Source organism: Actinophytocola sp., from assembly GCF_049647105.1.
GTDB lineage: Bacteria > Actinomycetota > Actinomycetes > Mycobacteriales > Pseudonocardiaceae > Actinophytocola.
On the sequence record NZ_JBARWZ010000151.1, the window covers coordinates 1 to 22,632 of the forward strand.

Annotated in this window: 23 protein-coding genes and 1 pseudogene; 18 read left to right on the forward strand and 6 right to left on the reverse strand. The window is 70.0% G+C overall.

Annotated elements, in window-relative coordinates; translation table 11 throughout:
- A pseudogene (locus WBA97_RS18730) lies at window positions 1-585 on the forward strand (DNA polymerase III subunit gamma/tau); the annotation flags it as partial.
- Window positions 586-594: 9 nt separating this feature from the next.
- Here the strand turns inward: WBA97_RS18730 and WBA97_RS18735 are convergent.
- Window positions 595-1,425 (reverse strand): N-acetylmuramoyl-L-alanine amidase, encoded by an 831-nt coding sequence (locus tag WBA97_RS18735; protein WP_424232139.1) that lies wholly within the window; start codon window positions 1,423-1,425, stop codon window positions 595-597.
- A 51-nt stretch (window positions 1,426-1,476) separates the two neighbouring features.
- On the opposite strand from WBA97_RS18735, the gene WBA97_RS18740 reads away from it, so the two are divergent.
- The 8 genes from WBA97_RS18740 to WBA97_RS18775 all read left to right on the forward strand — a co-directional run bounded on the left by WBA97_RS18740 (window position 1,477) and on the right by WBA97_RS18775 (window position 8,813).
- The gene (locus WBA97_RS18740) at window positions 1,477-1,815 is read left to right on the forward strand and encodes a YbaB/EbfC family nucleoid-associated protein (protein WP_424232140.1); all 339 of its coding nucleotides are present in this window, start codon (window positions 1,477-1,479) and stop codon (window positions 1,813-1,815) included.
- A 3-nt stretch (window positions 1,816-1,818) separates the two neighbouring features.
- Entirely contained in the window at window positions 1,819-2,415 is a 597-nt protein-coding gene (recR, locus tag WBA97_RS18745; protein ID WP_424232141.1) for a recombination mediator RecR, read from the forward strand.
- Window positions 2,412-2,921 (forward strand): uridine kinase family protein, encoded by a 510-nt coding sequence (locus tag WBA97_RS18750; RefSeq protein ID WP_424232142.1) that lies wholly within the window; start codon window positions 2,412-2,414, stop codon window positions 2,919-2,921. Before recR ends, WBA97_RS18750 begins: the two co-directional genes overlap by 4 nt.
- A gap of 104 nt (window positions 2,922-3,025) precedes the next feature.
- Window positions 3,026-4,693 (forward strand): ABC transporter substrate-binding protein, encoded by a 1,668-nt coding sequence (locus WBA97_RS18755; protein ID WP_424232143.1) that lies wholly within the window; start codon window positions 3,026-3,028, stop codon window positions 4,691-4,693.
- Between the two features lie 35 nt (window positions 4,694-4,728).
- Window positions 4,729-5,751 (forward strand): ABC transporter permease, encoded by a 1,023-nt coding sequence (locus WBA97_RS18760; RefSeq protein ID WP_424232144.1) that lies wholly within the window; start codon window positions 4,729-4,731, stop codon window positions 5,749-5,751.
- Entirely contained in the window at window positions 5,748-6,680 is a 933-nt protein-coding gene (locus tag WBA97_RS18765; protein ID WP_424232145.1) for an ABC transporter permease, read from the forward strand. The genes WBA97_RS18760 and WBA97_RS18765 overlap by 4 nt, the downstream gene beginning before the upstream one ends.
- Window positions 6,681-6,687: 7 nt before the next feature.
- The gene (locus tag WBA97_RS18770; protein WP_424232146.1) at window positions 6,688-7,686 is read left to right on the forward strand and encodes an ABC transporter ATP-binding protein; all 999 of its coding nucleotides are present in this window, start codon (window positions 6,688-6,690) and stop codon (window positions 7,684-7,686) included.
- Window positions 7,683-8,813, forward strand: coding sequence for an ABC transporter ATP-binding protein (locus tag WBA97_RS18775; RefSeq protein ID WP_424232147.1), 1,131 nt, complete (start codon window positions 7,683-7,685; stop codon window positions 8,811-8,813). Before WBA97_RS18770 ends, WBA97_RS18775 begins: the two co-directional genes overlap by 4 nt.
- Window positions 8,814-8,934: 121 nt before the next feature.
- Here the strand turns inward: WBA97_RS18775 and leuA are convergent, their stop codons facing one another.
- A complete protein-coding gene (leuA, locus tag WBA97_RS18780; RefSeq protein ID WP_424232148.1) occupies window positions 8,935-10,737 on the reverse strand; it encodes a 2-isopropylmalate synthase in 1,803 nt (600 codons plus the stop codon).
- Between the two features lie 347 nt (window positions 10,738-11,084).
- Here leuA and WBA97_RS18785 point away from each other — a divergent pair, with 347 nt between their 5' ends.
- From WBA97_RS18785 to WBA97_RS18795, 3 genes are all read left to right on the forward strand, one after another.
- A complete protein-coding gene (locus tag WBA97_RS18785; protein ID WP_424232149.1) occupies window positions 11,085-11,276 on the forward strand; it encodes a hypothetical protein in 192 nt (63 codons plus the stop codon).
- A gap of 24 nt (window positions 11,277-11,300) precedes the next feature.
- Window positions 11,301-11,600 (forward strand): hypothetical protein, encoded by a 300-nt coding sequence (locus WBA97_RS18790; protein WP_424232150.1) that lies wholly within the window; start codon window positions 11,301-11,303, stop codon window positions 11,598-11,600.
- A 130-nt stretch (window positions 11,601-11,730) separates the two neighbouring features.
- On the forward strand, window positions 11,731-13,173 hold the full coding sequence (locus tag WBA97_RS18795) for a FadD3 family acyl-CoA ligase (protein ID WP_424232151.1): 1,443 nt from the start codon (window positions 11,731-11,733) through the stop codon (window positions 13,171-13,173).
- Here WBA97_RS18795 and WBA97_RS18800 read toward each other — a convergent pair.
- A complete protein-coding gene (locus WBA97_RS18800) occupies window positions 13,163-13,750 on the reverse strand; it encodes a TetR/AcrR family transcriptional regulator (RefSeq protein ID WP_424232152.1) in 588 nt (195 codons plus the stop codon). The genes WBA97_RS18795 and WBA97_RS18800 overlap by 11 nt on opposite strands.
- Window positions 13,751-13,792: 42 nt before the next feature.
- Here WBA97_RS18800 and WBA97_RS18805 point away from each other — a divergent pair, with 42 nt between their 5' ends.
- Genes WBA97_RS18805 through WBA97_RS18815 form a run of 3 tightly spaced genes read left to right on the forward strand, consistent with a single transcriptional unit; the run spans window position 13,793 to window position 16,472 of the window.
- The gene (locus WBA97_RS18805; RefSeq protein ID WP_424232153.1) at window positions 13,793-14,944 is read left to right on the forward strand and encodes an acetyl-CoA C-acetyltransferase; all 1,152 of its coding nucleotides are present in this window, start codon (window positions 13,793-13,795) and stop codon (window positions 14,942-14,944) included.
- On the forward strand, window positions 14,941-15,684 hold the full coding sequence (locus WBA97_RS18810; protein WP_424232154.1) for an SDR family oxidoreductase: 744 nt from the start codon (window positions 14,941-14,943) through the stop codon (window positions 15,682-15,684). Before WBA97_RS18805 ends, WBA97_RS18810 begins: the two co-directional genes overlap by 4 nt.
- Complete coding sequence (locus WBA97_RS18815) at window positions 15,684-16,472, forward strand: SDR family NAD(P)-dependent oxidoreductase (RefSeq protein WP_424232218.1); 789 nt, start codon at window positions 15,684-15,686, stop codon at window positions 16,470-16,472. The genes WBA97_RS18810 and WBA97_RS18815 overlap by 1 nt, the downstream gene beginning before the upstream one ends.
- Window positions 16,473-16,493: 21 nt before the next feature.
- Here the strand turns inward: WBA97_RS18815 and WBA97_RS18820 are convergent, their stop codons facing one another.
- Window positions 16,494-17,084 carry a nitroreductase family protein gene (locus WBA97_RS18820; RefSeq protein WP_424232155.1) on the reverse strand — a complete coding sequence of 197 codons (591 nt, stop codon included), beginning with the start codon at window positions 17,082-17,084 and terminating at the stop codon, window positions 16,494-16,496.
- Window positions 17,084-18,313 (reverse strand): hypothetical protein, encoded by a 1,230-nt coding sequence (locus tag WBA97_RS18825; RefSeq protein ID WP_424232156.1) that lies wholly within the window; start codon window positions 18,311-18,313, stop codon window positions 17,084-17,086. The genes WBA97_RS18820 and WBA97_RS18825 overlap by 1 nt, the downstream gene beginning before the upstream one ends.
- Window positions 18,314-18,522: 209 nt before the next feature.
- On the opposite strand from WBA97_RS18825, the gene WBA97_RS18830 reads away from it, so the two are divergent.
- The 3 genes from WBA97_RS18830 (at window position 18,523) to WBA97_RS18840 (ending at window position 21,366) form a co-directional block, all read left to right on the forward strand.
- Window positions 18,523-19,788: an aspartate kinase gene (locus tag WBA97_RS18830; protein WP_424232157.1), complete on the forward strand. Its 1,266-nt coding sequence runs from the start codon at window positions 18,523-18,525 to the stop codon at window positions 19,786-19,788.
- Window positions 19,788-20,858: an aspartate-semialdehyde dehydrogenase gene (locus WBA97_RS18835; RefSeq protein ID WP_424232158.1), complete on the forward strand. Its 1,071-nt coding sequence runs from the start codon at window positions 19,788-19,790 to the stop codon at window positions 20,856-20,858. The genes WBA97_RS18830 and WBA97_RS18835 overlap by 1 nt, the downstream gene beginning before the upstream one ends.
- A gap of 100 nt (window positions 20,859-20,958) precedes the next feature.
- Window positions 20,959-21,366, forward strand: coding sequence for a GNAT family N-acetyltransferase (locus tag WBA97_RS18840; RefSeq protein ID WP_424232159.1), 408 nt, complete (start codon window positions 20,959-20,961; stop codon window positions 21,364-21,366).
- A 12-nt stretch (window positions 21,367-21,378) separates the two neighbouring features.
- On the opposite strand, the gene WBA97_RS18845 is transcribed toward WBA97_RS18840, so the two are convergent.
- Window positions 21,379-22,554, reverse strand: a complete 1,176-nt coding sequence (locus WBA97_RS18845; RefSeq protein ID WP_424232160.1) for an MFS transporter — start codon at window positions 22,552-22,554, stop codon at window positions 21,379-21,381.
- Between the last annotated feature and the right edge of the window lie 78 nt (window positions 22,555-22,632).

The following is a 22,632-nucleotide window of genomic DNA, read 5'->3' on the forward strand; positions in this document are numbered from 1 at the left end:
GTGACCACCCCGGCCCCGGCGCCCGCCGCGAGTGGGGCGCTCGACGCGGCCGCGGTGCGCGGGCTGTGGTCGGAGCTGCTCGGCTCGGTCCGCAAGAACAGCCGCAGCACCGAGGCCATGCTGACCAACGCGACCGTGCAGTCCGTCGAGGGGGACACGGTCACCATCGCGCACACCGCGGCGCCGCTGGCCCGTCGGCTCGGTGAGCCGCGCAACGTGGATGCCATCGCCGCCGCGCTCGGTGAGGTACTCGGCGGGCAGTGGCAGGTCAAGTGCGTGCACGCCGCGCACAACACGGCCACCCAGTCGGTGCAGCAGAAGCCACGCAGCGAGCCGCCCACGTTCACCCGGCCAACGCAGCCCGCCGCGGCCCCGCGACAGCAGCAGGCGCCCGAACCGCCGAGGCCTGTCGTCCCTGCCTCGCCGCCGCCCGCCGACGAGCCGCCGCTGCCGGAGCCACCGGAGGACGACTACTACGAGGACGATGGCGTGCCGCCTGCGCCGGTGCCAGAGAGCAACCCGGAAGAGGACATGGTCAAGCTCCTCACCGACAAGCTCGGCGCCCGCCCCATCAACAACCGGTAGGCGGGCTGGTCAGCCCAGGTAGGCGAGGATGCCCGCCGTGATGGCCGTCGCGTAGGACTGGCGGCCCGCCTGGTCGCTGAACGCGGCGGCCTCGGTGGCGTTGCGCATGTTGCCGCACTCCACGAGCACGGCAGGGCGCTCCGACAGGTTGAGCCCGCCGAGGTCGTCGCGGGGTGACAGGCCCGAGGACCCGATGTAGGTGGACGTCGCGAAGCCCTTGGCCACCAGCGTGTCCCGCATGGTCGTGGCCAGCCGCGTCGACGGCTCGCCCTGTGCCTCGTTCAGCGGTGGCGCCGAGTACGCGAGGTGGAAGCCGTGTGCGGACGGGTTGGTCGAGCCGTCCGCGTGGATCGACACGACGGCCGCGGCGCCCGACTCGTTGGCGATCGCGGCCCGGCGGTCGACGCACGGGCCGATGCCGTTGTCGTCCGGCCTCGTCAGCACGACGCGCACGCCCTGTGCGGTGAGCTGGTCGCGGACCCGCTCGGCGACGTCCCACGTGAACGCGTGCTCCGGGTAGCCGGCGTTGGTCGCAGTGCCGGTCGTGTTGCAGGCCTTCACGCGGCCGCGGCCGGCGGGCACCTGGCGGTTGATCTCGCCGGGGTTCGCCGCGTTCGCGCCGTTGTGGCCGGGGTCGAGGACCACCACGGGCGCGGGTTTCGCGGGCGGGGCCACCGTGGTGGTGGTCGGGGGCGTGGTGGTCGTGGCGGACACGGTCGTCGTGGTCGGGGCCGTGGTCCTCGTCGCCGTCGTGGCCGGCGTGCCGGATGACTGGCCGCCGCACGCCGTGAGCGTCACCAGCCCGATCACCGCGAGTACAGATCTCCGCACGGCGCTCACCCTGCCACAGGGGTGCGCGACTACGCTGGGAACAACCGAAGAGAGGACTCCATGGTGCAACCCGGTGGTGGCATGCCCGACATGCAGCAGATCCTGCAGCAGGCTCAGAAGATGCAGGAACAGCTCATGTCCGCGCAGGAGGAGCTGGCCAACGCGGAGGCGACGGGCTCGGCGGGCGGTGGTCTCGTGACGGCGGTCGTGTCCGGCTCCGGCGAGCTGAAGTCCCTCGCGATCGACCAGAAGGTCGTCGACCCCGACGACGTGGAGACGCTGGCCGACCTGGTGGTCGCCGCCGTCCGCGACGCCAGCGGCAAGGCGCAGCAGATGGCCGCCGACGCGATGGGTCCGCTCGCGGGTGGCATGGGCGGCCTCGGCCTGCCCGGCATGTAACCCATGTACGAGGGACCGGTCCAGGACCTGATCGACGAGCTGGGGCGGCTCCCCGGCGTCGGTCCGAAGAGCGCACAGCGCATCGCGTTCCACCTGCTCGGCGCCGACCCGGCCGACATCGCCCGCCTGCAGCTCGCTCTGCAGAAGGTGAAGGAGGGCGTGGTCTTCTGCGACATCTGCGGCAACGTCTCCGAGGAGCCGACCTGCCGGATCTGCCGCGACGCGCGCCGCGACCCCTCCGCCGTGTGCGTGGTGGAGGAGCCCAAGGACGTGCTGGCCATCGAGAAGACCCGCGAGTTCAAGGGCCGCTACCACGTGCTGGGTGGCGCGCTGGACCCGCTGTCCGGCATCGGTCCCGACCAGCTGCGGGTGCGTGAGCTGCTGCAGCGGATCGGCGGGCAGGAGATCACCGAGGTCATCCTGGCCACCGACCCGAACACCGAGGGCGAGGCGACCGCCACCTACCTGGTGCGGATGCTGCGCGACTTCCCCGGCCTCACGGTCACCCGGCTCGCCTCGGGCCTGCCGATGGGCGGCGACCTGGAGTTCGCGGACGAGCTGACGCTGGGCCGGGCACTCACGGGCCGCCGGTCGGTGTGATCGAGCTGAGGCCGCCGCGCCTCGGCGCCACCACCCTGATCGCGGTCGACGGGCCGTCCGGCTCCGGCAAGACGCACTACGCGAACGAGCTGGCCCGCGAGCTTGGCGCCACGGTGGTGAGCACCGACGACTTCGCGACCTGGGACGCTCCCGTGTCGTGGTGGCCACGTCTGGTGAACGACGTGCTCATTCCCATAGAAATGGGAAAAACAGCCTGCTACCAGCGGATCGAATGGACGGACGGCCGCTCGCACCCCGGTCGGTACCGCCGGATAGAAGTGCCGGAAGTGCTGGTCATAGAGGGTGTTTCGGCGGGCAGAAGGTCGATCTACGACAAGCTTTCCCACCTCGTCTGGTGTGAGCTTCCTGACGAGACCATTCGGCTGGAAAGGGCCGTCGCGCGGGACGGCGAGGAGGTCAGGAAACACATGCTGACCTGGCAGGACTTCGAGCGTGGCTGGTTCGCGGTCGACCAGACCAAAGCACGTGCGGACCTGTGCCGATGAGGATCGGATACCGAGTCGTTACAGACCAGGACTTCACGTCCTGGCACCCGGACGGGATAGGGTCGGCGACCAAAGTGTGAGACTCGAACCCTCTGAGGTGCGTAATGGTCAACCCCCGCACGGTCCGCTTGGCGGCAATCGGCTTCGCCGCCGCTGTCGCGCTGACCGCGTGCGCTGAATCCCAGCGCGACTCCCAGGACGAAGGTGGCGGCCAGACCGGCGGCACGATGACCTTCGCGACCGAGGGTGCGCCGAAGCTGTTCGACCCCTTCTTCGCCACCGACGGGGCCACCTTCCGCACCTCGCAGCAGATCTTCGAGGGTCTGATCGAGTTCAAGCCGGGCACCGCTGACGCCGAGGCCGGTCTCGCCACCAAGTGGGACCACAGCGAGGACGGGCTGACCTGGACCTTCGAGCTCCGCGAGGGTGTGAAGTTCCACGACGGCTCCGAGTTCAACGCCGAGGCGGTCTGCTTCAACTTCGACCGCTGGTACAACCAGAAGGGCCCGGGCCAGAGCCCGGCCGTGACCGGTTACTGGCAGGACAACTTCGGCGGCTTCGCCGACAAGGCGAACCCGTCGCTGTTCGAGTCGTGCACCGCGGACGGCGCGAACAAGGCCGTCGTGAAGCTGACCCGCTCCACCTCCAAGTTCCCGGACATCCTGGGCCTGCCGTCGTTCGCGATGCAGAGCCCGACGGCGCTGGAGCAGTACAAGGCCGACGAGGTCGTCCAGGCGGGTGACAGCTTCACCTACCCCGAGTACTCGACGGACCACCCGACCGGCACCGGCGCGTTCAAGTTCGCCAAGTACGACGAGGCCAACGGCACCGTCGAGCTGGTCCGCAACGAGGACTACTGGGGCGACAAGGCCAAGCTGGACAAGCTGATCCTGCGTGCCATCCCGGACGAGACCGCCCGCAAGCAGGCGCTGCAGTCCGGTGACGTCGAGGGCTACGACCTCCCGTCCCCCGCCGACTGGCAGGGCCTGAAGGACGACGGCTACAACGTCATGATCCGCCCGGCGTTCAACGTCTTCTACCTGGGCATCGGTCAGAAGAACGTGCCGCAGCTGCGTGACCTGAAGGTCCGCCAGGCGCTCGCCTACGCGATCGACCGCGAGGGCCTGGTCAAGCAGCAGCTGCCCGAGGGTTCCGAGGTCGCGGAGAACTTCTACCCGAAGACGGTCGACGGCTGGACCGACGACGTCGAGAAGTACACCTACGACCCGGACAAGGCGAAGTCGCTGCTCGCCGAGGCCGGCGCGGCCAACCTGTCGGTCAACATCTACTGGCCGACCGAGGTCACCCGCCCGTACATGCCGAACCCGCAGGACATGTTCGGCTTCATCCGGGGCAACCTGGAGGCCGTCGGCGTCAAGCTGAACGTGGTCAGCAAGCCGTGGAACGGTGGCTACCTGGAGGACGTCGACCAGGGCAAGGCCGACCTGTTCCTGCTCGGCTGGAACGGTGACTACAACACGCCGGACAACTTCATCGGCAACTTCTTCTCCGACCCGAACAACCGCTTCGGCACCGGCAACTCGCCGTGGGGCGCCACCCTGTCCCAGGAGCTGCAGGCGGCCGACTCGGAGCCGGACGCCGAGAAGCGCACCGGGTTGTACGAGGAACTGAACAAGAAGCTGAAGGCCGAGTACCTGCCCGCGATCCCGATTTCGCACGGACCGCCCGCACTGGTCGTCGCCGAGAACGTGAAGGGTCTGGTTCCCAGTCCGCTCACGGACGAGCGCTTCGACTCCGTCAGCCTCGGCTGACCTGTCCCGCTCCCCACCACAGGAACAAGGGTTAGGTGCTTCGTTACACGGTTCGGCGGTTGCTGCAGCTCGTAATCGTCGTCGGGGTGCTGTCGCTGCTGCTGTTCGCGTGGCTGCGTTCGCTCCCAGGAGGGCCGGTCTCGGCCCTCCTGGGCGAACGCGCGACCGCGTCGTCCAGAGCCCGGCTCACACAGGAGCTGGGTCTGGACGAGCCGATCTTCGTCCAGTACTGGAAGTTCCTGTCGCGTGCCGCGTCGGGTGACTTCGGGGTGTCCACGGGTGTGCAGCCCGGCGACACGGCGATGGATATCTTCTTCCAGCGCTTCCCGGCGACGCTCGAGCTGTCGTTCTTCGCGATCGTCATCGCGATCGTGGTCGGCATCCCGCTCGGTTATCTCGCCGCCCGCCGCAAGGGCGGCTGGCTCGACAACCTGTCGATCGTCGGTTCGCTGATCGGCGTCGCGGTGCCGGTGTTCTTCCTCGCGTTCGTGCTGAAGCAGGTGCTGGCCGTCGACCTCGGCTGGTTCCCGACCGCTGGCAGACAGACCGGTGGCATCGACGCCACCCGCGTCACCGGGTTCTTCGTGCTCGACGGGATCCTGACGCAGGAATGGGACGCGGCATGGGACGCGATCCACCACCTGATCCTGCCCGCGCTCGCGCTGTCGAGCATCCCGTTCTCGGTGATCTTCCGGATCACCCGCGCGTCCGTGCTCGACGTCCTCGACGAGGACTTCGTCCGGACCGCGGAGTCCAAGGGCCTCACCACGCCGGTCATCAACCGCCGCCACGTGATGCGCAACGCGCTGCTGCCGGTGGTCACCACCATCGGCCTGCAGACCGGTGCGTTGCTCGCGGGTGCCGTGCTGACCGAGAAGGTGTTCGCGTTCCCCGGCATCGGGCAGGCGCTGGCGCTCGGGTTCGAACGCCGTGACTATCCGGTGCTGCTGTTGCTGATCCTCTGTGCCGCCGGGGTGTTCGTGCTGATCAACATGCTGGTCGACCTGTCCTACGCGTTGATCGACCCGCGCATCCGCACGGCGGGTGGTGCCCGGTGAGCACGAAGTCCAAGATCGACGCGCTCGCGGCCACCGCGGGCAAGATCGGCGACGACCCCGGCGTGAGCGTCGCGGCAGCCGCGTGGCGCAGGCTGCGCCGCAACCCGGTGTTCCTCACCGGTGCGGTGATCATCGCCGCGTTCATCGTGCTGGCGATCCTGTCGCCATGGCTGGCGCCGCACGACCCGACCGACCCGATGCTGGGCGACCAGGTCGTCAAGGCACGCAACCAGATCCCGGAGCCGCAGCCAGGGCACCCGCTCGGCGGCGACCAGGTGGGCCGCGACCTGCTGTCCAGGCTCCTGGTCGGCTCGCAGCAGACGCTGCTGGTCGGTGTGCTGGCCACGCTGATCGGACTCACGGGCGGGTTGATCCTCGGCACGCTGGCCGGTGCGATCGGCGGCTGGGTCGACAGCGTGGTCATGCGCGCGGTCGACGTCATGCTGTCGATCCCTGGCCTGCTGCTCGCGGTCTCGATCGGCGCGTTGTTCGCACAACCCAACGTCTACACACTGATCGTCGCGGTCGCGACGGTCCAGATCCCGATCTTCGCGCGCCTGCTGCGGGGCTCGATGCTCGCGCAGCGGCACAGCGACCACGTGCTCGCCGCCCGTTCGCTCGGCGTGAAGCAGCGGGCGATCGTGTTCCGGCACATGCTGCCGAACTCGCTCGGCCCGGTGATCGTGCAGTCCACGCTGGTCCTCGCGATCGCGATCATCGAGGCAGCGGGCCTTTCGTTCCTCGGTCTCGGCAACCCGGACGACCGCGTCCCGGAGTGGGGGCAGATGCTCGGCCGGGCGCAGAACGTCATCGACAGCCACCCGCAGCTGGCCTTCTGGCCCGCCGGCTGCATCATCGTGGTGGCGCTCGGCTTCACACTCATGGGTGAGTCGCTGCGCGAGGCCCTCGACCCGAAGAGCAGGAGGTGACCGGTCAATGGCACTGCTAGAGGTACGCGACCTGCGGGTCGTCTTCCAGCGCAAGGGCGAGGAGCCGTTCACCGCGGTCGACGGTGTCGACTTCGACGTGGAGCCCGGCCAGACGGTCGGTCTGGTCGGCGAGTCCGGCTGCGGCAAGTCCGTGACCGCGATGTCGATCATGGGTCTGCTGCACAAGCGCGGCAACAAGGTCACCGGCTCGGCCAAGTTCGAGGGCACCGAGCTGCTCACGCTGTCCGACCGGCAGATGCGGGACCGGCGCGGCCGCGACCTGGCCATGGTGTTCCAGGACCCGCTGTCGTCGCTCAACCCGGTCATCTCGATCGGCCTGCAGGTCACCGAGGTGCTCGAGCGGCACCGCGACCTGTCCCGCAAGAAGGCCATGGTCGAGGCGGCCGACCTGCTCGAGAAGGTCGGCATCCCGGACCCGAGGCGGCGCCTCGACGAGTACCCGCACCAGCTGTCCGGCGGCATGCGGCAACGTGCGCTGATCGCGATCGCGCTGGCGTGCCGGCCGAGGCTGCTGATCGCGGACGAGCCGACCACCGCGCTGGACGTGACCATCCAGGCGCAGATCCTGGCGCTGCTCGCGGAGCTGGTGCGCGAGACCGGCACCGCGCTGATCATGATCACGCACGACCTCGGCGTGGTCGCGGGCCTGTGTGACGAGGTCAACGTGCTGTACGGCGGCCGCGTGGTCGAGCGCGGCGGGCGGCACGACCTGTTCCAGGTGCCTCGGCACCCGTACACGTACGGCCTGCTGCAGTCGATCCCCAGGCTCGACGCGCTGAAGGGGGAGCGGCTGTCGCCGATCCGCGGGTCGGTGCAGGACAACATTCCGTGGACCTCGGGTTGCGCGTTCGCGCCCCGCTGTCCCAACGCGACCGACACGTGCGTCGAGGTGACACCGGAGATGGTGCCGGACGGGGTGGGTTCCGTGCGGGGCGAGCGGTTGCTGCGCTGCCACAACCCGGTCGCACAGGAGGTGCCAGCGTGAGCGCGCCAGCTACCGAGCCGACCACGCGGCCACTGATCGAGACCGAGGACATCAAGGTCCACTTCCCGATCAAGCGCGGGATCGTGCTGGACCGGACCGTCGGCTACGTGTACGCGGTCGACGGGGTCGACCTGGCGGTCAACCAGGGTGAGACCTACGGCCTGGTCGGCGAGTCCGGCTGCGGCAAGTCCACGCTCGGCCGCGCGATGCTCAAGCTCACCGAGCCGACCGGCGGCAAGGTCGTGTTCGACGGCGTCGACCTGTCGTCCATGAAGGGCGAGCCGCTGCGCACCATGCGGCGGCGCATGCAGATGGTCTTCCAGGACCCGATGTCGTCGCTGGACCCGCGCCAGTCGGTGGAGTCGCTGCTGATCGAGGGCATGCGTGCGCACGGCCTCGACAAGAGCAAGGAGTCGACCGGCAAACGCTTGCGGGAGCTGCTTTCCTCGGTCGGCCTGCCGAGCACCGCGCTGCGCAAGTACCCGCACGAGTTCTCCGGCGGCCAGCGGCAGCGCATCGGCATCGCCCGCGCGCTGACCGTCGAGCCGGACCTCATCGTGGCGGACGAGCCGGTGTCGGCGCTGGACGTGTCCGTGCAGGCGCAGGTCATCAACCTGCTGGAGGACCTGCAGGAGGAGTTCGGCCTCACCTACCTGGTGATCGCGCACGACCTGGCCGTCGTCCGGCACATCTCCGACCGCGTCGGCGTGATGTACCTCGGCGGCCTTGTCGAGGAGGCGACGTCCGACGACCTGTACGCCGAGCCGCTGCACCCGTACACCAGGGCGCTGCTGTCGGCGGTGCCGGTGCCGGACCCGGCGATCGAGGACAGCCGGGAACGCATCCTGCTCGCGGGCGACCTGCCATCGCCAGCCCGCCCGCCGACGGGCTGCCGGTTCCACACCCGCTGCCCGTGGAAGCAGGCGGAGCGCTGCGACACCGAACGCCCCGCACTGCGTGAGATCACGCCGGGCCACCGCGTGGCGTGCCACTGGGCGGAGGACATCCGCGACGGCAAGATCCAGGCGCACGAGGTGAAGCCGGAGCTGGTGGAGATGGAGTGGGACGCGCCGGACGACACCTCGCTGGCCGGTCCCGCCTCGGTCACGGAGACGCTGGGCCCCTGATTCCCGGCCAGGCTTGGGACATGCACTTGTCGCGCTCGACCGGTAGACAAGCGGGGCCCGGCACGATCGTGCGCGGGGGCGGGTCTCGTAAGGGGTTGCCGGGCCCGCCCCCAACGCCTGCTCAGCGTGAGAAGCGGTTGACCGCCGACACCACCGCGCGCAGGGACGCCGTCACGATCGAGCTGTGGATGCCGACCCCCCACAGCGTGCGCTCGCCGATCGAGCACTCCACGTACGCCGCCGCGCGTGCGTCGTCGCCCGCCGTGAGTGCGTGCTCGGTGTAGTCGAGGACCCGCACGTCGTAGCCGACCGAGGCGAGCGCGTCGACGAACGCGGCGATCGGGCCGTTGCCGGAGCCGGTGATCTCGTGCCGGTCACCCTCCACCTCGACGACCGCGCTGATCTCGTCGTGGCCACGGCCGTCCGAGGGATCGGAGCCGGCGATGCGGTGCTCGCGCAGCACGAGCGGTGCGTTGTGCTCCAGGTACTCCGACGAGAACGTCGACCACATGAGCGCGGGCGACACCTCGCCGCCCTCCGAGTCCGTGTAGTGCTGCACGGCCTGCGAGAACTCGATCTGCAGGCGGCGCGGCAGCTCCAGCTGGTGCTCGGTCTTCATCACGTACGCGACGCCGCCCTTGCCGGACTGCGAGTTCACGCGGATCACGGCCTCGTAGGTGCGGCCGACGTCCTTCGGGTCGATCGGCAGGTACGGGACCTCCCACGGGTGGTCCTCGACCGGGTGGCCCGCCCGGTCGGCGGCGTCCTTGAGCGCGTCGAAGCCCTTGTTGATCGCGTCCTGGTGCGAGCCGGAGAACGCGGTGAACACCAGGTCGCCGCCCCACGGGTGGCGCTCGCCGACCGGCAGCTGGTTGCAGTACTCGACCGTGCGGCGGATCTCGTCGATGTCGGAGAAGTCGATCTGCGGGTCGATGCCCTGGCTGAACAGGTTCATGCCCAGCGTCACCAGGCACACGTTGCCGGTGCGCTCGCCGTTGCCGAACAGGCAGCCCTCGATGCGGTCCGCGCCGGCCTGGTAGCCCAGCTCGGCGGCGGCCACGCCGGTGCCGCGGTCGTTGTGCGGGTGCAGCGACAGCACAACGGAGTCACGACGCTCCAGGTTGCGGTTCATCCACTCGATGGAGTCGGCGTATACGTTCGGTGTCGCCATCTCGACGGTGGCGGGCAGGTTGATGATCACCGGGCGGTCCGGCGTCGGCCGCCAGATCTCGGTGACCGCGTTGCACACCTCGGCCGCGTACGACAGCTCCGTGCCGGTGTAGGACTCGGGGGAGTACTCGAACCGGAAGTCGGTGTCGGAGTACTTGCCCGCCAGCTCGGCCACCATCTCGGCGGCGGAGGTGGCGATCTTCTTGATGCCCTCGCGCTCCTCGCGGAACACCACGCGCCGCTGCAGGATCGAGGTCGAGTTGTAGATGTGGACGATCGCCTTGCGTGCGCCCTGCAGTGCCTCGAACGTGCGCTCGATCAGTTCGGGGCGGCACTGGGAGAGCACCTGGATCGAAACGTCGTCGGGAACGGCGCCGTCGTTGATGATCTCGCGCACGAAGTCGAAGTCGGTCTGCGACGCGGCGGGGAAGCCGACCTCGATCTCCTTGTAGCCCATGCGCACGAGCAGGTCGAACATGCGTCGCTTGCGGGCGGGGGACATCGGGTCGATCAGGGCCTGGTTGCCGTCACGCAGGTCGACAGCGCACCACTGCGGCGCGCGGGTGATCACCTTGTCCGGCCAGGTCCGGTCGGGCAGCGTGATCGGCTCGACGACCTGGGCGAAGGGCTGGTAGCGGTGCACCGGCATCGACGAGCCGCGCTGGGTGTTCCACGCGGGCTGGTCGGCGGGCGCCGGCCTGCTCGGCATCCGGATGTTGCTGGTCGCGGCACGCTGTACGTCGGGAATGCTCATGATCTGGGGACTCCTGCTTGCGGGTCTATGGACGAAATGACCGGCAAGGCTTCGCCCCGCGGCGGGGAGCCGGTCTGGTCAGGCCCCGTCGCGGCAACGAAGGAGGAGAGCACGTGCCACGGCGACAGCCTAGCCACCGATCGCGGTGAACACGAAGGCGCCCCATCGCAATGTGGGCCGAACGGCCTACCAAGATTGCTCCCAGCGGCGAGTTTTGTCACGGCGGGTCTGGGCATCCACCTTTCATGACAACTCGTAGATGGAGCCGCACAGGCAGTGGGACCGCAGCGCGCGTAGTCCAGCTCATCGGGGCTGTCTTCGCGCTCATCGAGGTCGTCTACATCCTGTTGAACCTGTTCGGCGCGAACGCAACCAACGCCTTCTTCCGTTTCATCCAGTCGATGGCAGAGCCGCTGGCCCTGTTCTTCCCTGGCCTGTTCACCTTCGCCAACAAGGCACTTGAGACCATCGTGAACTACGGTCTGGCCGCCGTGTTCTGGCTGGTTCTCGCCGGCCTGATCGCGCGGTTCGTATCCTGATGGCGATCGTGCCAGACTCCCACCATGGTCGCTGTGACCCGGTCGAACGTGGTGGGAGTCCTGGCGGGCGTCGTCCGTTGGGTTGGGTTGATCTTCGCCGTCGTGCTGGTCGTGCATGTCCTGCTGACGGTGGGCAACGCCAATCCGGCGAACGGCATCACCAAGTTCTTCTCTGCCGCCGCTGACCCGCTCGCACTCGCGTTCAAGGATCTGTTCACGCCGGACAACGCGGGGTTGCGAGTGCTCGTGAACTACGGTCTCGCGGCGCTGTTCTGGTTGATAGTTTCCTCGGTTTTGTCACGCCTGGTCCGGCGGCTGGCGTGACTCTGGACGACTCTGCCCTGGGTGCCAGTCGGGGGTTCCCAGTGCTGTCGTAGGCCTTGCCGGTGCCCCTCCCCCTCGGGGCGCGGGCAAGGCCTTGCGTCTCGTTTGTAGAACGTGTTCTAGTTATGTCGTGGACACGATTCCGGCCGTCGTTGCCGAGGCGGCTCGTCGGTTCGGGCGCGCGGAGGCCATGGTCGACGGCCCGGTGCGGATGACGTGGCACGAGCTGCACGAACAGGTCCGCGCCACCGCGGGACTGTTCGCCGCCAACGGCGTCCGGCCCGGTGACCGGGTCGCCATCTGTGCTCCCAACACCCACCACTGGGTCCTCGCCGCGCTCGGCGCGTTCACCGCCGGTGCCACCCTGGTCCCCGTCAACACCCGCTTCACGGCCGCCGAGACCGCCGAGATCCTCGCCCGCACGGGCGCGAAAGCCCTGGTCGTCGCAGGTAACTTCCTCGGCCGCGACCGGCTTCGTGAACTCCGTGACGACGGCCACCCGATCCCGGACTTCGTCATGACCGTCGAGCCGGACCAGCCGTGGCGGCCGCTCGACCACCGGGCGCCCGATGTCGACGTCAGCCCCGACGACGTCAGCGACATCCTCTTCACCTCCGGCACCACCGGCCGCAGCAAGGGCGCCATGAGCGCGCACCGCCAGGCTCTGGGCGTCGCGCGGGCGTGGGCCGAACTCGGTTGCGTCACCGAGGACGACCGCTACCTCGTGATCAACCCGTTCTTCCACAGCTTCGGCTACAAGGCGGGCATCCTCGTCTGCCTCCTCACCGGCGCCACGATCGTCCCGCAGGCGGCCTTCGACGTCACCCATGCCGCGCGTCTCATCATGGACGAACGGATCACCGTCCTTCCCGGCTCACCGACGATCCACCAGACCCTGCTCGACCTGCCCGGCGCCGACCTGTCGTCCCTGCGTCTCGCCGTCACCGGCGCCGCCGTCGTGCCGGTGCCGCTCGTGGAACGCATGCAGCACGAGGTCGGCACGGTCCTCACCGCCTACGGCCTGACCGAGGCGGTCGTCGCGACCATGTGCTCGCCGGGCGACGACGCCGTGACCGTCGCCAACACCTGCGGGCGGCCGACTGCCGGGTTCGAGCTGCGAATCGGCGACCAGGACGAGATCCTGTTGCGTGGCCCCAACGTCATGCTCGGCTACCTCGACGATCCAACGGCGACCGACAAGGCGATCGACGCCGACGGCTGGCTGCACACCGGCGATATCGGCCGTGTCGACGACCGCGGCTACCTGACGATCACCGACCGTCTCAAGGACATGTACATCAGCGGCGGCTTCAACGTGTATCCCGCGGAGGTCGAGCAGGCGCTCGCCCGGCTGCCCGGCGTCAGGGAGTCCGCGGTCGTCGGCGTGCCGGACGAGCGGCTCGGCGAGGTTGGCAAGGCGTTCGTCGTCGCCGGTGGACTGTCCACTGACGACGTCATCGCGCACTGCGGGAGCCTGCTCGCCAACTACAAGGTGCCGAAACAGGTCGAGTTCACCGATGCGCTGCCACGCAACGCTTCCGGCAAGGTGCTCAAACGCCTGCTCAGGCCGTGATGCCGTCCAGGGTCATCTTCAGGTACTGGTCGGCCAGCTCGTCCGGCGAAAGCCTGCCGTCCTGGCGGAACCAGCGCACCGCCACCCACACCGAGTCGCGCAGGAACCGGTAGGTGATCGCCGGGTCGAGGTCGTCGCGGAAGCGGCCCGCCTCGATGCCGTCGCGCAGCACGGTGGTCCAGATGCGCCGGACCTCGTCGTCGGCCTTGGACAGGTAGCCGAAGCGGGGGAGCGTGCGCAGGTAGTTGCGTTCGTTCTGCAGCACGGTGATCGCCGCGCGGTGCTCGCCGAGCGACCGGAACGCCTCGGTGACCAGCCCGCGCAGCGCGGTGACCGGCTCGGCGCCCGCGATCTCCCGGTACGTCGCGAGCAGCTCGTCGAGGTAGCTCGACAGCAGCTCGTCGAGGATCGTCTCCTTGGAGTCGAAGTGGTGGTACAGGCTGCCGGACAGCACGCCGGCGGCATCGCCGATGTGCCGGACCGTCGTGGCCCGGTAGCCGCGTTCCGCGAACAGCTCCGCCGCGATCCGCACCAGGTCGGCACGCCGTGCCGATGGCTTGCCGCGCGTCTCCACCATTTTCTCCACTCCACCCAAGCGCTAGCTTGGTAGCCTAGCACCGTGGCAGACGCGTACATCGTCGACGCGGTCCGCACGCCGGTCGGCCGGCGCGGCGGCGGACTCGCTGGTGTTCATCCGGCCGACCTCGGCGCGCACGTGCTGCGCGCGCTCTTCGACAGAACCCCGCTCGACCCCGGTGCCGTCGACGACGTGGTCTTCGGCTGCGTCGACACGATCGGGCCGCAGGCGGGTGACGTGGCGCGGACGTGCTGGCTCGCGGCAGGACTGCCCGAGGAGGTGCCGGGGGTGACCGTGGACCGGCAGTGCGGGTCGTCGCAGCAGGCCGTGCACTTCGCCGCGCAGGCGGTGATGAGCGGCACCGCGGACGTCGTCGTGGCCGGTGGCGTGCAGAACATGAGCGCGATCCCGATCTCGGCGGCCATGTACGCGGGCCGCGAGCACGGCTTCCCCGACCCGTTCTCGACCTCGCGCGGCTGGCTCGCGCGCTACGGCGACCAGGAGATCTCCCAGTTCCGGGGCGCCGAGCTGATCGCCGAGAAGTGGGACATCTCGCGCGGTGACATGGAGGAGTACGCGCTGCGCAGCCATGCCCGCGCGGTGACCGCCATCGACGGCGGCTGGTTCGCGGGCGAGATCGCGCCCGTGGACGGCGTCGACGCGGACGAGTGCCCGCGCCGCGACACGTCGCCCGCGAAGATGGCGGGGCTCAGGACCCTGGTGCCCGACGGTCGGCTGACCGCGGCGCTGGCCAGCCAGATCTCCGACGGCGCGGCCGCGTTGCTGGTCGTCTCGGCGCGTGCGCTCGCCGAGCACGGGCTCACGCCGAGGGCCCGCGTGCACCACCTGTCAGCCCGCGGCGGCGATCCGGTGGTGATGCTCGACGCGCCGATCGCCGCGACCGGCCACGCGCTGCGCCGTGCCGGACTGTCCATCGCCGACATCGACCTGGTGGAGATCAACGAGGCGTTCGCGAGCGTGGTCCTGGCCTGGCTGAAGGAGACCGGCGCCGACCCGGCGCGGGTGAACCAGGCCGGTGGCGCGATCGCGCTCGGCCACCCGCTCGGCGCGACCGGCGCACGGCTGATGACCACGCTGCTCGCCAACCTGGAACGCACGGGTGGCCGGTACGGGTTGCAGACCATGTGCGAGGGCGGCGGGCAGGCGAACGTGACGATCCTGGAGCGCCTGTGACGACCGTGCTGGTGACCGGCGGCGCACGCGGCGTCGGGCTGGGGATCGTGCGCGGGTTCCTCGACGCGGGCGCCAACGTGGTGACGTGCGGCAGGCACGAGCCGACGACCGACCTCGGGCCTGCCGAGTTCGTGCAGGCGGACGTGCGTGATCTGTCCCAAGTGGACGGTCTGGTGTCCTCGGTGGTCAGCCGGTACGGGTCGCTCGACGTGGTGGTCAACAACGCGGGTGGTGCGCCGCCGGTCGAGGCCGCCTCGGCGTCCCCTCGCCTGCACGCCAAGATCATCGAGCTGAACCTGATCGCGCCACTGCACGTGTCGCAGCGCGCGAACACCGTGATGCAGCAACAGGAAACGGGTGGCGTGATCGTGATGATCGGCAGTGTGAGCGGCACCCGGCCCTCGCCGGGCACCGCCGCGTACGGCGCGGCGAAGGCGGGGCTCGCGAACCTCGCGACGTCGCTCGCCGTCGAGTGGGCGCCCAAGGTGCGGGTCAACACCGTCGTGGTCGGGCCGGTCGACACCGAGCGGTCGCACCTGCACTACGGCGACGCGGCCGGGGTCGCGGCGGTGGGCGCGACGATCCCGATGGGGCGCATGGCGGTGCCATCGGACGTGGCGCAGGCGTGCCTGTGGCTGGCCTCCCCCTCGGCGGCCTATGTCAGCGGCAGCACGATCACCGTGCACGGCGGCGGTGAACGGCCCGCGTTCCTGGCGGCCTCGAACGCGGACCCGTCGTGATCTGCGAGGGACGGGTGGTGGCCATCACCGGCGCGGCGCGGGGCATCGGGCAGGCGCACGCGGAGGAGTTCCGGCGCCAGGGCGCGCACGTCGTCGTGAACGACGTCGACGGCGGCGACCACGACGCCGACGTGTCCACATGGGACGGTGCGAGGTCGTTGGTGGACCTGGCCGTGTCGCGGCACGGCAGGCTCGACGTGCTGGTGAACAACGCGGGCATCGTGGCGGACCGCATGCTGGTGTCGACGAGCGAGCAGGAGTGGGACGACGTGGTGCGCGTGCACCTCAAGGCCCACTTCCTGACCATGCGGCACGCGGCGGAACACTGGCGTGCGCGGTCGAAGGCGGGCGAGCGGGTGTCCGCACGGGTGATCAACACCAGCTCGGGCGCTGGTCTGTTCGGCAGCGTCGGCCAGGCGAACTACTCGGCGGCGAAGGCGGGCATCCTCGGGTTGACGCTGGTCGCGGCGGCGGAACTGGCGCGGTACGGCGTGACGGTGAACGCGATCGCCCCGTCCGCGCGCACGCGGATGACGGAGGACCTGTTCCCCGACCTGCCGGGGCCGGGGGAGGTCGCGCCGCTGGTGGTGTGGCTGGGCAGCGCGGAGTCGGCCGGGGTGACCGGCCGGGTGTTCGAGGTGGAGGCCGGGAAGATCACCGTGGTGGCCGGGCACCAGCGAGTGGCCACAGTGGACAGAGGAAGCCGGTGGCCGGTCGAGAAGGTCGGCGCGGCGGTGACGGAACTGATCGCCAAGTCACCACCGGAGATCCCGGTCTACGGCGCGTGACACCGCGTTGGGCACGCGGGTTCAGAAGGCGGGGGTTCCCCACTCGCCCGTGAACGCGATCTCGTCCAGTGCCAGCCGCCGCCGAGGCGCGATCTCCTTCGCGCGTCGCTCCTCGTCCAGCAGGGCCGGGTCGCCGAGGGTGCCGAGTGCGATCACCGTCTGCGGCTCGACGTCGGCCGGCAGCGAGAACACGAGCTTCGCGCCCTCCTTGGCGAACCCGCCCATCTGGTGCGCGACCAGCCCCTCGGCCACGGCCTGCAGCGCCAGGTTCCCGGTGGCCAGCCCGACCCCGTACTCGGACATCGGGATCGGGCCCTTCTCGTTGACGGTCACCGCGCACGCCAGGATCAGCGCCGCCGCCGGATGCGCCCAGCCCTGGTTGCGCCCGGACAGCAGGTCGAAGATCCGCGCGTACGTCTCGTCCCCGCGCCGCCCCACCAGGTACCGCGCGGGCTGGGTGTTGCCGTTCGACGGCGCCCACCGCGCGGCCTCGAGCACCGCACGCAGCTGCTCGGCGGTCACCACACCGTCCGGGTCCAGCGCACGCGGGCTCCACCGGCCGGCCAGCAGCGGGTGGATGGGCACACTCGTCTCGGCGTCTCTGTCAGTCATCAGATCGCGTAACCCCACGACGTCAGTGCGTATGCCCCGAACCACGAACTGACCACCGCCAGCGCGCACAACGCCACCACGAACGTCGACACGCGTCGTTTCGCCAGCGCCAGTGCCACCGGGATCAGCAGCGTGAAGGCAGGCACCATCAGCCGCGCCTTCGAGTTCATCAGCCCGTTCGAGGTCAGGTCCATCGCCAGCACGGCGGCCGAGTACACGACCAGCGGCCACTCGACCTTCCGCACGATCATGATCACCAGCAGGATCAGCGCCACCACGATCAGCCCGACGGTGGTGACCTCCAGCACGGACCGGGCGTCGGCCAGCGCGTCCAGCGAGAACCGCAGCGTCGCGGCACCGCCGTCGAAGCCGGTGCCCCACCCGCGTTCCTGCAGCGCGAACCAGCCGTTCCACTCGCCGGTCCGCATCCCGACCCACGCGAGGTACCCGATCAGCCCGAGCGGCGCGACCACGCCGCCCACCCACGCCCGCCACGACCGAGGATTCCTGATCACCACGAGCAGCGTGGCGAGCCCGACCACCAGGACCAGCGCCGCGCCGGTCGACCGGACCAGCCCGGCCAGCGCGCAGCACACCCCGGCGAGCAGCCACCGCTTCTCCAGCACCCCGACCAGCGCCCACGCGGCGAGCGCGCAGAACACCGCCTCCGAGTACGCCATGGCCAGCACGACCGACATCGGCGACGCCGCGAACAGCGCCACCAGGATCAGCCCGGTCCGGCGCGAGCCGCCGCGGATGTGCTTCCCGAGCCGCGCGAGTGCGTAGGAGCACACGACGCCCGAGACAATCGTCACGGTCAGTGCCGAGGTGACGAGGCCGATGCCGCCCGGCCCGTCGATCGCGGCGAACCACCGCACGATCACCGGGTAGCCGGGGAAGAAGGCGAGCGGGGTCTCGGCGCCGCGCTGCCCGTACGCGTCGACCAGCCCGTCGGGCACCCCGGCGTAGCCGCCGTCCGCGATCGCGAGGAACCACTGCCCGTCCCACGACCGCAGCGCGTCGGACACGGAGTGGTGGTTGCGGCTCGCCATCCACGTGAGCACAAGAAGGCCCAGCTCACGGATGCCGAGGAAGATCAACGCGGGGGCCAGGAGAGCGACCGCTCTTCTGACGGTCCATGCGTGCTCGCGATCGCTGGACTCCACCGGTACGCCGTCCGGGACGGAGGTCTCGTCCGCCTCGGTGCGCGTCACGTCCGTCGCCGGCACCCCGATCCTTCCCGCCCGTCTCGGCTGGCTGTCCGCTACAGGGTAGGACGAGTGTTCTCGCACGTGGCGGGCGCCACACGCGCGACGGAACCAGTTGGCCAACTCGGTTAGGCTCGACGTTGACTCTTCGAGCGGAGCTTGCGGAGCGAGCATCAGACACAGCGCCACTCGGAGCCTGCACGGGGTGGCCGGACGGGAGGTAGCCGACAGTGGCGCTCGTGGTCCAGAAGTACGGGGGCTCATCGCTCGAGAACGCGGACCGGATCAAGCGGGTGGCCGAGCGGATCGTCGCGACCCGCAAGGCCGGCAACGACGTGGTGGTCGTGTGTTCCGCGATGGGGGACACCACCGACGAGCTGCTGGACCTCGCGCAGCGGGTGAACCCGGTCCCGCCGGAGCGCGAGATGGACATGCTGCTCACCGCGGGTGAGCGCATCTCGAACTCGCTGGTCGCGATGGCCATCAGCGCGCTAGGTGCGGAGGCCGTGTCGTTCTCCGGCTCGCAGGCCGGGGTGATCACCGACTCGACGCACGGCCGCGCCCGCATCATCGACGTCACGCCCGGCCGCGTGCAGCAGTCGCTCGACGACGGCTTCATCTGCCTCGTCGCCGGCTTCCAGGGCGTCAGCCAGGACACCAAGGACATCACCACCCTCGGCCGGGGCGGCTCGGACACCACCGCCGTCGCGCTGGCCGCCGCGTTGAACGCCGACGTGTGCGAGATCTACACCGACGTGGACGGCGTCTACACCGCGGACCCGAGGATCGTGCCGAACGCGCGCAAGCTCGACCGGGTCCCGTACGAGGAGATGCTGGAGATGGCGGCGTCCGGGGCGAAGGTCCTGATGCTGCGCTGCGTGGAGTACGCCCGCCGCTACGGCGTCCCCATCCACGTCCGCTCGTCGTACACCAACAAGCCGGGCACCATCGTCACCGGCTCAGTGGAGGACATTCCCGTGGAACAGGCCATGATCACCGGCGTCGCACACGACCGCTCCGAGGCGAAGGTCACCGTGACCGGCGTGCCGGACCAGGCGGGTGTCGCCGCCAGGATCTTCCGGGTGGTCGCGGACGCCGAGATCGACATCGACATGGTGCTGCAGAACGTGTCGAGCACGGTCTCCGGCCGCACCGACATCACGTTCACGCTGTCCAAGGACAACGGCCCGACCGCGGTCGCGTCGCTGGAGAAGATCAAGGCCGAGCTGGGCTTCACCGCGGTGCTCTACGACGACCACGTCGGCAAGGTGTCGCTGGTCGGCGCGGGCATGCGCTCGCACCCCGGTGTCACGGCCAGTTTCTGTGAGGCGCTCGCGAACGCGGGCGTGAACATCGAGATCATCAACACCTCGGAGATCCGCATCTCGGTGCTGATCCGCGACACGCAGCTCGACGATGCCGTGCAGGCCATCCACACCGCCTTCGGGCTCGGCGGGGACGAGGTCGCCCAGGTGTACGCGGGGAGTGGTCGCTGATGGCGCCCGTGCTCGCACTCGTCGGCGCCACCGGCGCGGTCGGCACCGTGATGATCGACATCATGAACGAACGGCCGGCGTTTCCGTTCGGCGAGGTCCGGCTGATCGCGTCGCAGCGGTCGGCTGGCCGCAGGCTGACCGTGCGCGGCGAGGAGAAGACCGTCGTCGCGCTGTCGCCGGAGGCGTTCGACGGCGTCGACATCGCGATGTTCGACGTGCCGGACGAGATCTCCGCCGAGTGGGCGCCGATCGCCGCCGCGCGGGGTGCCGTGGTGGTCGACAACTCGGGCGCGTTCCGCATGGACGACGACGTGCCGCTCGTGGTGCCGGAGTGCAACCTCGACAGGATCGGCGACCGGCCACGCGGGATCATCGCGAACCCGAACTGCACGACGCTGTCGATGATGGCCGCGCTTGGCGCACTGCACCGGTCGTTCGAGTTGAAAGAGCTGGTGGTCGCGTCCTACCAGGCCGTGTCCGGCGCCGGTGTCGCCGGCGTGGAGCGGCTGTACGCGGAGCTGGCCGCGGTGGTCGGCAAGGGCGTCGGTGTGCGGGCGGGTGATGTGCGCGAGGCACTGGAGGCCGCCGGGCTGCCCCTTTCCGACTCGCCGTTCCCTGCGCCGCTCGCGCTCAACGTGGTCCCGTCGGCCGGGTCCTACAAGGGCGACGGCTGGTACTCCGAGGAGCTGAAGGTCCGCAACGAGTCGAGGAAGATCCTCGGCATCCCGGACCTGAAGGTGTCCGCGACCTGCGTGCGCGTCCCCGTGGTGACCACGCACTCGCTGGCGGTCCACGCGACGTTCGCCTCGGCGGTGACCGTCGCCGCCGCCCGCGAGGTGTTCGAGGCGCAGCCGTCGATCGTCCTCCAGGACGACCCGGAGAACGGCGTCTTCCCGACCCCGGCCGACGTGGTCGGCGGCGACCCGACGTACGTGGGCCGCATCCGGCAGGCGCTGGACTTCCCGAACACCCTCGACTTCTTCGTGTGCGGCGACAACCTCCGCAAGGGCGCCGCGCTCAACACGTACGAGATCGCGGAAGCCCTGGCCGTCCCGCCTCCCCGGAACTGAAGGCTGTTGGTCGCGTCGCCCAACCCGGTGGGGGATCCTCGATGTACCGAGCGAGGATGGCGGGCAGGAACACGGTGGTGAGCAGCGCGGAGCGGCGGACATGATGATCAGGCACGCCCCGGACGGCCATGACGAGCTGCGGCGTGCCCACTTCGGCGATCTTGGCGGCCGTTTCAACCGCGACGTCTGGTACGCGGAGATCGGCGGCGAGGTCGTCGGCACCGCCATGATCGGCCCGCCGCGGGGCATCTTCGGCCCGTGGGTCGGCGAGCTGTACCGCATCGAGGTGCACCAGGACCACCGGCGCCATGGCATCGGCACCCGCCTGCACGACGCGTGCGTTGCCGCATGGCGCTCGCGCGGCGTCACCGTCGGCGTGCTGGAACTCCCGGCCACCGACGAAACCACCCGCGACTTCTACGAAAGCCACGGCTGGCGCCGGGACGGCCACACCCACCCCGGCTTCCACGGCACCACCTACGTACGACTACGCCGGACCATCGACTGACAACCCGCGGGTTCAGGTGGTGGCCGGTACCTGTTCGCGTTGCCGTGCCGCCAGTACCCATGCCAGTCCGGCGACAAGGACGCCGCCGATGCCTGCGGTGGCGAAGCCCCAGCCGGGTGACGCGTGGTCCACGACGAACCCGACCAGCGGTGCGCCCGCCGCCGACCCGAGCGTGAACGCCGACGACTGCAGCCCCATCGCCACTCCGCGTGCGGCGGGCGGTGCGAGCCGGGCCACCTCCTCGCCGGTGGCGGCGATCGTCGGCGCACAGAGGAACGCCGCGGGCACCAGCACCAGCATGAGCGACCACCACGCGCCGCCCGCGAGTCCGATCGGGACCGTCAGCAGCCCCAGCCACGCCATCAGCGTCACCTGCCGGAACGACCGCGTGAGCGCCCCGTAGACGAGCCCGCCCACGGCGGACGCGGCCGACCACGCGATCACGATGAGGCCGGTCCACGAAAGGTCCTCGTTGTGCTGCATCTGCGCGACGATCGCGACCTCGGAGCCCGCGAGGATGAACACGGCGCCCGCGCCGACGAGCAGGACACCCACCAGTCGCGGCGACAGCCATACCCGGCGCGGCACCTTCTCCGCTGATGCCTTCTCCGCCTCGCTGCGCACCGCGGGGTTCACTACGTACAACGCGGACCCGACGACCACGATGCCCGCCGCCATCGCGAGCGTCGCGGTCTGCGTGGAGAACTGCGTGGAGACGAGCACCGCCGCCGCGGGCCCGACCATGAACGACAGCTCGGTCGACACCGTGTCCATCGAGTACGCGGTCCGCCGCAGGTCGTCGGGCACGATCGCGGCGATGGCCTGCCGCCCGATGGACATGGCGGGCAGCACGAGCAAGCCGCCGACGAAGCCGCACACGAGCAGCACCGGGTACGGCATGAATCGCGCGAGCACCCAGAACGTGGTCTCGCCGATCGTGGTGACCACGAGCATCGGCCGCAGCCCGTACCGGTCGACGACGCGCCCCAGCACCGGCGCCCCGAGCGCGATGCCGATGGTCGCCACCGCACCGACGACGCCTGCCGCGCCGTAGCCGCGGTCCATCGTCACCGCGACGTGCAAGGTCAGGACCATGCCGGCCGCGGTAGCCGGGATACGGGCGAAGAACGCGAGGACCAGGAGGGTCCGGACCCCGGGCAGGGCAAGCGTTCGGCGGTACAACTGCATGATTTGATGTGACCTCTCGCGATCGTCGATCGGCAACCAATTTACGGCCGACCGACCGACAGTGCCGCGCCTATTCTT